General features: G+C 59.0%; 11 protein-coding genes and 1 tRNA gene. 8 read left to right on the top strand and 4 right to left on the bottom strand.

Going from position 1 to position 8212, the window contains the following annotated elements; genetic code table 11:
• The first annotated feature begins 26 nt into the window (after positions 1-26).
• A complete protein-coding gene (locus ACPYOI_RS33330; RefSeq protein ID WP_481416000.1) occupies positions 27-1535 on the top strand; it encodes an ATP-binding protein in 1509 nt (502 codons plus the stop codon).
• Positions 1536-1656: 121 nt separating this feature from the next.
• Positions 1657-1733 (top strand) — tRNA-Arg (locus ACPYOI_RS33325).
• Between the two features lie 176 nt (positions 1734-1909).
• On the opposite strand, the gene ACPYOI_RS33320 is transcribed toward ACPYOI_RS33325, so the two are convergent.
• The 3 genes from ACPYOI_RS33320 to ACPYOI_RS33310 all read right to left on the bottom strand — a co-directional run bounded on the left by ACPYOI_RS33320 (position 1910) and on the right by ACPYOI_RS33310 (position 4479).
• Positions 1910-3106 carry a M14 family metallopeptidase gene (locus tag ACPYOI_RS33320; protein ID WP_481415999.1) on the bottom strand — a complete coding sequence of 399 codons (1197 nt, stop codon included), beginning with the start codon at positions 3104-3106 and terminating at the stop codon, positions 1910-1912.
• 308 nt (positions 3107-3414) lie between these two features.
• The gene (locus ACPYOI_RS33315) at positions 3415-3885 is read right to left on the bottom strand and encodes an aminoacyl-tRNA deacylase (protein ID WP_481415998.1); all 471 of its coding nucleotides are present in this window, start codon (positions 3883-3885) and stop codon (positions 3415-3417) included.
• A gap of 180 nt (positions 3886-4065) precedes the next feature.
• Positions 4066-4479: a MerR family transcriptional regulator gene (locus tag ACPYOI_RS33310; RefSeq protein WP_481415997.1), complete on the bottom strand. Its 414-nt coding sequence runs from the start codon at positions 4477-4479 to the stop codon at positions 4066-4068.
• A gap of 55 nt (positions 4480-4534) precedes the next feature.
• Between ACPYOI_RS33310 and ACPYOI_RS33305 the strand changes: the two genes are divergently transcribed.
• From ACPYOI_RS33305 to ACPYOI_RS33290, 4 genes are all read left to right on the top strand, one after another.
• Positions 4535-4957: a mercuric transporter MerT family protein gene (locus ACPYOI_RS33305; RefSeq protein WP_481415996.1), complete on the top strand. Its 423-nt coding sequence runs from the start codon at positions 4535-4537 to the stop codon at positions 4955-4957.
• A gap of 14 nt (positions 4958-4971) precedes the next feature.
• Positions 4972-5316 (top strand): heavy-metal-associated domain-containing protein, encoded by a 345-nt coding sequence (locus ACPYOI_RS33300; protein ID WP_281408066.1) that lies wholly within the window; start codon positions 4972-4974, stop codon positions 5314-5316.
• A complete protein-coding gene (locus tag ACPYOI_RS33295; protein WP_481415995.1) occupies positions 5313-5546 on the top strand; it encodes a GDCCVxC domain-containing (seleno)protein in 234 nt (77 codons plus the stop codon). The genes ACPYOI_RS33300 and ACPYOI_RS33295 overlap by 4 nt, the downstream gene beginning before the upstream one ends.
• 139 nt (positions 5547-5685) lie before the next feature.
• The gene (locus ACPYOI_RS33290) at positions 5686-6000 is read left to right on the top strand and encodes a hypothetical protein (protein WP_481423970.1); all 315 of its coding nucleotides are present in this window, start codon (positions 5686-5688) and stop codon (positions 5998-6000) included.
• A 48-nt stretch (positions 6001-6048) separates the two neighbouring features.
• Here ACPYOI_RS33290 and ACPYOI_RS33285 read toward each other — a convergent pair whose 3' ends face one another.
• The gene (locus tag ACPYOI_RS33285; RefSeq protein ID WP_481415993.1) at positions 6049-6960 is read right to left on the bottom strand and encodes an SDR family NAD(P)-dependent oxidoreductase; all 912 of its coding nucleotides are present in this window, start codon (positions 6958-6960) and stop codon (positions 6049-6051) included.
• A 217-nt stretch (positions 6961-7177) separates the two neighbouring features.
• Here ACPYOI_RS33285 and ACPYOI_RS33280 point away from each other — a divergent pair, with 217 nt between their 5' ends.
• Together ACPYOI_RS33280 and ACPYOI_RS33275 are read left to right on the top strand one after the other, a co-directional pair.
• The gene (locus ACPYOI_RS33280; RefSeq protein WP_481415992.1) at positions 7178-7846 is read left to right on the top strand and encodes a class I SAM-dependent methyltransferase; all 669 of its coding nucleotides are present in this window, start codon (positions 7178-7180) and stop codon (positions 7844-7846) included.
• A 15-nt stretch (positions 7847-7861) separates the two neighbouring features.
• On the top strand, positions 7862-8212 hold a 351-nt coding region (locus ACPYOI_RS33275; RefSeq protein WP_481423969.1), incomplete at its 3' end, for a TetR family transcriptional regulator.

The raw sequence follows: 8212 nt of genomic DNA, 5'->3' as shown, positions 1-8212 counted from the left end.
AGGCGCTTCGCCGATCGGAAAAGACCATGCCGCTGCAACATCAGGGCGAAAACTCGACTAGCGATAAGACCGCGGACAGCGCATACGGCCGTCCGGTGGGCTGGTTCGGCGGTCTATCGGGCAAGCTGCTTTGGCTCACTGTCTTGTTCATCATGCTCGCTGAAGTGCTGATCTTCTTCCCGTCGATCGCGACCATGCGCATTCGCTGGCTGGAGGACAGGCTGAACACGGCGGCGGCGGCGGCCATCGTCATCGATGGCTTGCAGCCTGTCGAACTGCCGCATACGCTGCAGAAGGAGACGCTCGAAGCAACCGGAACGAAGGCGATCGTGCTTCGCAAAGAGGGTACCTCCCGCCTCCTTGCGATGAGCGACATGCCGACCTCTGTCGACGAGCAATATGACCTGACCAAGACCACGCTGCTCAGTTCCATGGATGACGCGCTGGATACGATGCTTTTCGGCGGCAAACGGATGATCCGCGTCTACGGCCCGGTCGGCGAAACGAGCACGGGCGTTGAAGTCGTGATGAAGGACAAGGCCTTGCGCACGGCGATGTTCGCTTATGCACGCAATGTCCTCTATCTCTCCGTTCTGATCTCGCTCTTCACCGCGACATTGATCTTCTTCGCCATCAACCGCATCCTCATTCGCCCGATCCGCGAGTTGACCGGCAGCATGCAGAAATTCTCCACCGAGCCGGAGAACCCGCAGAATGTTTTCGTGGGCGACGGTGGGCGCGATGAACTCGCGGTCGCGGGGCGGCATCTGACGTCCATGCAGATGGAGCTGCAGAAGACGCTAAAGCAGCAGAAGAATCTCGCCGCGCTCGGCCTTGCGGTCTCCAAGATCAATCATGACATGCGCAACATACTCGCCTCCGCGCAACTGATGTCGGATCGCCTGGTGAGCGTCGATGATCCGATGGTGAAGAGCTTTGCACCGAAGTTGCTGCGAACCATCGATCGGGCAGTCGGCTACACCAATGAAGTGCTCTCCTATGGCCAGGCAAGCGAATCGGCGCCGCGCCGCCGGCGGATCAGGCTCTACGACCTGACGCAGGACGTTCGCGACATGCTGGCGATCGATCCGCAGAGCGGAGTGGAGTTTTCCGAGCAAATGCCGGTTGACGTCGAGGTCGATGCAGACAACGAGCAGCTCTTCCGCGTGATCCACAATCTGTGCCGCAACGCGCTGCAGGCTCTGATGATGCCTGGCGAAACGGGTATGGATGGAGTCAAGCGGATCACGGTTTCGGCACAGCGCGTCGGCAGTGTCGTAAGCATCATTGTTGACGACACCGGGCCGGGAATGCCGGTGAAGGCCCGCCAGAACCTCTTCACAGCCTTCCGCGGCTCCGCCCGCAGCGGCGGCACGGGCCTGGGCCTCACAATCGCGCGCGAGCTGGTGCTTGCTCATGGCGGCACGATCGCCCTTGTCGAAAAACCGACCGCTGGCACACAGTTCCGCATCGAGATCCCCGATCGTCCTGTTTCGTTGGACGACTATCGCTCTCGTCTGCATGCAGAAAAGTGATGCAAATTCCGCACCTCAGCCATCCGCAGCCAAAGTCGCGATTTTTTTCGAATTGCTATTGCATTCGCCTAAAGGACGCTTTAGAGGATCGCCCACGCAAGCGGCACGGCCGCTTTGACACGCACCCGTAGCTCAGCTGGATAGAGCACCAGACTACGAATCTGGGGGTCAGGAGTTCGAATCTCTTCGGGTGCGCCATTTCACCATTCCAGACGAAAAATGGGTATCAAGCCTACGCTTTTGACCCGACGAGAACGTTCACGTCTCTCGCCCGTGAGCTAGCCGGCTAGGCGGTCACCCAGCCCACGGCGTGCTCGCAAGGTCGTCGCTAACGCTGGACTCCCGAGACACGCAAAGATCGCTCACAGGGCTCTTTACTCGGGATATACCTCTGCGCCCTCCGGCGTCGGCTTGCTGAAAAGGATGAACACCAAGGGGTTGCCGGGCTCGGACATTGCGTCGCTGCGCTGGCCCGTTATCTCTCCAGCCACGCCGCTTGTATACTCCGCGACCACCTCGCCGAAGCTGTTGCGCTGAATGGCCACCTTCTGTCCGGCTTCGACCTTGTCGTTCAGCTTGACCAGATGCTCGACGAGCCCGCCCGCGGTGGCAAGAATCGGGAAGGCGCTGTTCCCGACAAAGACACTCACGTCCTTGCCTGTACGTCCCATCGACCCGGCAACGATGCCGTGATGCTTGAGGACGTTCATTGTGCCTTCCACGAACAGCGAGATCATCTCGAGGTCCAGGTGGCGGGCAGCCCCGATCTCCGGGCAGAAGGACGGGATGCCCGCGGCGATAAACGCGTTATGCAGGACACTGGGATATGTAGGGTTATCGAAGATCTGGCCGATGGGGTAGAGCTCCACCATTGCCTTGATCTCGGGTACGTCCATCTCTGCAATATTGAATGCGCTGACCTCGAATCCGGTCGTTCCGGTATGGAAGTCGATTGCGAAGTCGGCGTTCGGACGGAGAAGCCGGTTGAACATTAGCCCGGCGTGTCGGCTGGCCGCGGTGGCGCCGTTCTCGTTCCCGGGCCACTCCCGGTTCATATCGATCAGATCGCTGCCCCTGCCCGAATTGGGCCACCTGCGCTGCATGCCCTCGATGGCCGGGCGGGACACGTCCGTGACCGCCATGACAGTCCCCGACATCGCCGCCGGATCGAGTTGGTTCATCACAGTCTGGACCGTATGCATAGAACTCATTTCGTCGCCATGCACACCACTGACCAGGACGCCGCGCTTGCCCGGCTTTGCTCCCTTGGCGACCGTCACTGACACATACCAGTGCTGTCCGGTGGGCATCTCAACGCCCTGAAAATACAAGAGGTGCTTCTTGCCGGGCTCCAGGTCGTTGACGTCAAGGGCGCTGACGACTTTCTTCCCTTCGATGACATCGCCAACGTAGACTGTCTTCTGTGACGTCGAGTTGGCGGCGGACCCAGTATTGTCCTGCGCGTTCGCACCTGCCGCACTGACGGCGAGGGCAGCCGACGCGCCGACCGTGGCAATGGATGCGATTATGAAATCACGGCGATCGAGGCCTTCCTTAAGATTATCCGACATGATGGAGATCCCTTGTGATATGAAAAGCTACGTTAGAACAACGGCATGCATATCGTTCACAAGAACCCGTGCGACTTAAGCCACAACCATGTTCGCTAAACTTGCAAAGTTGCGAGAGTTCTGCGGAGCTATGGAGCTATGTCGGGGCTTGCGATCTTGCGGTGTCTTTCGGCAGGATTCGGAGATTGCGCAACGCAGACCTGCCGCTCAGAAATAGAAAGCGATAACAATCACATACGAGTTAGCAGTTTCATCTCGTCTGGTGTGCCATTTCCTTTCAGGGATGATCGTGGTCTCGGATCCCATATTCATGACGGGCGGCTGAAGCGGGCAACCTGCGCATCCTTCATCAGGTTGCGGAAATTCGGTCCGCTCATATGGACCAGCGTCCGGTGATCGCCACCTTCGAAATAGACGTCAGCCGCGTCGTTGAGGCTCTCATCGAGGAGCATGCGGACGTTGTAGGCCGATCCTACAGGAGGGACCGCGCCAACTTCGCAATCGGCGAAAAGCGAGCTGATCTCATCCTCCGACGCAAGCCCGAGGCGCTTATTCATGACGCTTTGTAGCAGCGAAAGCTCGACCTGGTGCGTGCTCGGAACAACCGCCAGTGTATAGCCCGTTTCGTCGTGAATGAGCACGGATTTGGCGAGGCGGCTGCCGGGAACATGGGCTGCCTGAGCCGTCTGGCTGGTGGTTGCCGTCCGGTGATGCGGGACGGTGTCATAGGCGATTCCGACGCCGTCGATATAGTCCTGAAGTTTCCTTGCGATCGTCATCGTGAGCCCCTTTGTGCTGTGGGGTGGACGCATGCGAAACATTTTCCTCTCATCACTTGTGAAGTCAACGACAAATGGACAGCCACAAATGCGAGTGGTGGCCCTGTTCGGTTGACCGGATGTCTGGCCCCTGTCATGGGAGACTGTGCTGTGACCGCCACCGATACAAATGAGCGAGATCTACATGGTCAGCACATCCAGCATGGGACACTGCGGAACAGCCGCTCCGCTGCACTTGGCCGAAGTCTCGGCGAGAACTCTCTCAATTCTCTTGAGGTCTGCGATTTTGGTGCGGATGTCGGCCAAGTGCCTTTCCGTCCGTTCCTTCACTTCGGTGCAGGTTTGAGTGCCGCCATCGACCAAATTCAGAAGTCCGCGAATGCCGTCGATCGAAAAGCCGAGTTCCCGGGCGCGGAGAATAAAGCGCAGGCGCTGTACGTGCCCTTCCTCGTAGAACCGGTATCCCGTCCTGCTTGGCCGCGGGTCTGGCATCATGCCGATTTTCTCGTAGTAGCGGATGGTTTCGAGATTGCAGCCGGATCGCCGTGCCAGGTCCGCGCGCTGCAATCCCTTCTCGGACTTGTGATCGCTCATGCGCAAAGTCTCCCTTGAGTCTGTAGATCCTACAGACTGTAGCTTCGATTCATAGATGTTTCGATGTCGGGATCGCATGCGTGACATGGAAACTGGAACTGTCTCTATTGAGGTACCGCCGTATACCGCGAATCGCGGCAAAGGGTGGTTGGCCGCCGGAGGCTTGATCGGCGCGGTTCTGGCTTCGACGTGTTGTGTTGGGCCGCTGGTTCTGTTGATGCTCGGCATTTCCGGAGCGTGGATCGGCAATCTGACGGCACTCGAACCCTATAAGCCCCTATTCGCCGCTATCGCGCTCGGCTTCATCGGTTTCGGCTTCAGGCAGGTTTATTTCTCAAGCAAGGTTGTTGTTTGTGCCGAAGGCGCCTATTGCGCACGATCCGCATCGTCGTTGGTCGTCAAGACCACGCTTTGGCTCGCGACCGGGCTGGTCGTTCTCGCCCTGACCGTCGACTGGTGGGCGCCCATTTTCTACTAGGAGAACCCTCAGGGATGAAACGATCCTTCTTCTTTAAGGCCATGGCAGTCACTATAGGTGCGATTGCAATCGAGGCCGCCACCCCGGTGGTGCTACTTGCGCAGCCGCTCGCCACCAAAGGTGTGGCCATGCAAACAGCGACCTTTGCCATAGACAACATGACCTGCGCCCTTTGCCCGATAACTGTGCAAGCGGCGATGCAGGCCGTCAAAGGCGTCGGCTCGGTTGATATAGACCTCCAAACGAAAACAGCGACGGTCGCATTTGATCCTGCCCTCACCACGACCGAGGCAATTGCTGCTTCATCGACGAACGCAGGTTATCCGGCATCTGTTATGAGCGAAACCGGGCCATCATGACAATTTTCCACCGGTCGACAATCACCTGCCCGGAATGCGGCCATCGGGCCTTGGAGGCCATGCCCACCGACGCCTGCCAGTATTTCTATGACTGCAAAGGATGCGGCGCTGTGCTGAGGCCGAAAGTGGGCGACTGTTGCGTCTATTGTTCATACGGAGACATCCCATGTCCGCCTGTCCAGGCGGCACGCGACAATGAAATTGATGCGGGAAATTGTCACCGCTGTTGAGGACCATTTCCCCGTTTCATTCTGTTGTCGTGCCATTCGTTTTTCTGCACTCCGTCATCGCATGCTTAGCTTCGCGCAATCTTGAAGCGGTACCTATTCTATGCCGGGGTCGAAAGCAGCTTGCGCAGGAGAGAAATGCATGAAAGCGAGGATGGGGATTGCGATTTCAATGGCGGCAGCCGGAGCCATTCTTGCCGGGTGCGTCCAGGACCCCAGCCAGCCGGTTCTTTATCCTGTCGGCAGCCCGGTCAATCCGCCATTCCTTGCGAACCTCATGTGCAACGGTGAAGGCAATGCGATGTACCGCGAGGCGATGCAGCAATACAGGCTGAACGCGCAGATCACCGGTCACTATGACGCCGCCGAGGCAGATGCGCTGGCGCGCAGCGCGGCGCACAGGAAATACATCACCTGTGCCTCGTCCGAGGGTTATCGGGCCGTTTACCCTCAATAAGGGGGGCTAGATCTTGGGCGTCGATGATCTTGTCGAGGCTCACGCCCGTCATGATGTGCTCTCTTGTTTGAATGCGTACCGTACGGACGTCAGGCTCTCGGCTGCCTGCCAGAGCTGTCGTCGCAGCTGTTCGTCGTTGGCTTGTTTCGGGACGGCGATTGCGCCCGGCGATCCGCGGGACTGGATGATTCTGGTCGGCCCGATGTAGGCGCCTGCCTTCGCCATCGTTGCCGCGAAGGCCACCGTGTCGGCGACGCGATCGAGCGGGTAGCCGATCAGGCTTATCAAAATCTCCGCCGCCCGGCGCAGGACCGGCGAGGTGTGGCGCTGCAAGGCCGTTTTGGCTGTTCCGGGGTCCACGGCGAGGCTGGCCACGCCCGTTGCGGCGGCGCGCTTGTTGAGTTCGAGGGCAAACAGAATATCGGCGAGCTTCGACAACGCATAGGCGCGCATCGGCCGGTAATCTCCTTGCGATTGCAAGTCGTTGATGTCGAGAGGATACCAGCTGGCCGCGCGGGCGCTGACGGTGACGACGCGGCCGGACGCTGCCTCGATCGCCGGAAAAAGCCGGCCGGTCAGCGCGAAATGACCGAGGAAATTTGTGCCCATATGCATCTCGAAGCCGTCCGCCGTGAGCGTGCGTTTGGGGATCATCATGACGCCGGCGACATTGAAGAGATGATCGAGAGGCGCTCCGCTTTCGAGCACGGCTTCTGCGAAGCGGGCGATTGAAGCCACATTGCCGAGGTCGAGAAGGCCGAAAGAAAAGCTGGCCTGCGGCACGAGTCTGCGCAGCTCGGCGACCGCGGCGATACCCTTGTCTTTATCCCGTCCCGTGATCAGCACATCTGCGCCCTTCAGCGCCATTGCCCGGGCAACCTGGAAGCCGATGCCGGACGCTCCGCCTGTAACAATGACCTTTTTTCCGGTCTGTTGCGGCATGTCTTTCGCGGTCCACATATGTTTCGATCCCTGTAGCAGATTGCAAACAAATATTGCATTAACTGCAAAAATGCAATAGATATAAAATTGCAACAGATAAAGGATTTGTGAGATGAGGCCGAACGAAATCGATGGAAGTGCCGCAAGCTGCATGAGAATGCCTTGGAATTGCCATTCTCGAAGCGATGGTCGTGCGGATACTCAAGCGGCATTTCAGTCAGGTGGGCCAATCAAGATGGTTGCAGGCATTGGACACTCGGATTACCTGCATTTTTTCCGCTCATGGATCAGCAACCCCCTCCGCGTGGCGGCGATCGCTCCGTCCGGCACTTCGCTGGCGAAGCTTATGACGCAGGAGATTGCCGCGCTTGACGGACCGATTATCGAGCTCGGACCCGGCACCGGTGTTTTCACGCGGGCGTTGCTCGAACGCGGCACAAGAGAACAGGACTTGACGCTGATCGAATATGGCCCCGAGTTCGTCAGCAGCCTGAGGTCGCGCTTTCCGGGCGCGCGTGTTCTGCAGATGGATGCCGCCCATCTCGGCCAGGCCGGTATCTTCGAAGGCGAGCCGGTCACTGCGGTCATCAGCGGTTTGCCGCTGCTTTCCATGTCGCCGCGCAAAATCACAGCCATTCTCGTCAGTGCCTTTGCGTATATGCGGCCTGGCGGTGCGTTTTATCAGTTCACCTACGGGCCTCGCTGCCCGGTGCCGCGCCCGATCCTCGACAGATTGGGGCTCAAGGCAACGCACCTCGGTGGTACTGTGCGCAACTTGCCACCCGCCGCAGTCTATAAAATTTCACGCCGTAAGCCGCTTGAGCTCTCGCGGGATCGTTTCAAATACCGTACCAGGGAAGCGGAGACGGGCACGGCCGCCGTTCCGGGAGAGACCCGCGGCTGACACAATCGGACGCAGATGGTTGAATTGAAACAAAGCGGCGCGGCGGAAGGCCGGCGTGAGCGCAAGCGGCGGGAGACGCGTGAGCGTATCGAGCAGGCGGCAATGACGCTGTTCCTCGAGAGAGGCTTCGACGCAACGACGATCGAGGACATTACCGAAGCCGCCGATGTCTCCAAGCGCAGCTTTTTCGATTATTTCCCTTCGAAAGAGGAGGTCGTCTTCGCATGGCAGGATTCCTTTGCCGATCGGCTGATGGCGGCCATCCTCGCGAGGCCGAAGGGCGAGCCGCGACTGAAGACCGTGGAGGAAGCGCTCATAGAAACCATCGTCGCTTCCGCCGATGAACGCGGTCTTGCCGTGGGCGAA

It is taken from the genome of Rhizobium sp. SVR5-2C (assembly GCF_056755115.1).
Note: the sequence above shows the minus strand (reverse complement) of the source record. Positions and strands in the feature narration are given on the sequence as shown.

What these genes read in the sequence shown, in the direction of transcription:
- ACPYOI_RS33330 (WP_481416000.1), top strand. Translation starts at nt 27, where the DNA reads ATGCCGCTGCAACATCAGGGCGAAAACTCGACTAGCGATAAGACCGCG.
- ACPYOI_RS33320 (WP_481415999.1), bottom strand. Translation starts at nt 3,106, where the DNA reads ATGTCGGATAATCTTAAGGAAGGCCTCGATCGCCGTGATTTCATAATC.
- ACPYOI_RS33315 (WP_481415998.1), bottom strand. Translation starts at nt 3,885, where the DNA reads ATGACGATCGCAAGGAAACTTCAGGACTATATCGACGGCGTCGGAATC.
- ACPYOI_RS33310 (WP_481415997.1), bottom strand. Translation starts at nt 4,479, where the DNA reads ATGAGCGATCACAAGTCCGAGAAGGGATTGCAGCGCGCGGACCTGGCA.
- ACPYOI_RS33305 (WP_481415996.1), top strand. Translation starts at nt 4,535, where the DNA reads ATGTTTCGATGTCGGGATCGCATGCGTGACATGGAAACTGGAACTGTC.
- ACPYOI_RS33300 (WP_281408066.1), top strand. Translation starts at nt 4,972, where the DNA reads ATGAAACGATCCTTCTTCTTTAAGGCCATGGCAGTCACTATAGGTGCG.
- ACPYOI_RS33295 (WP_481415995.1), top strand. Translation starts at nt 5,313, where the DNA reads ATGACAATTTTCCACCGGTCGACAATCACCTGCCCGGAATGCGGCCAT.
- ACPYOI_RS33290 (WP_481423970.1), top strand. Translation starts at nt 5,686, where the DNA reads ATGAAAGCGAGGATGGGGATTGCGATTTCAATGGCGGCAGCCGGAGCC.
- ACPYOI_RS33285 (WP_481415993.1), bottom strand. Translation starts at nt 6,960, where the DNA reads ATGTGGACCGCGAAAGACATGCCGCAACAGACCGGAAAAAAGGTCATT.
- ACPYOI_RS33280 (WP_481415992.1), top strand. Translation starts at nt 7,178, where the DNA reads ATGGTTGCAGGCATTGGACACTCGGATTACCTGCATTTTTTCCGCTCA.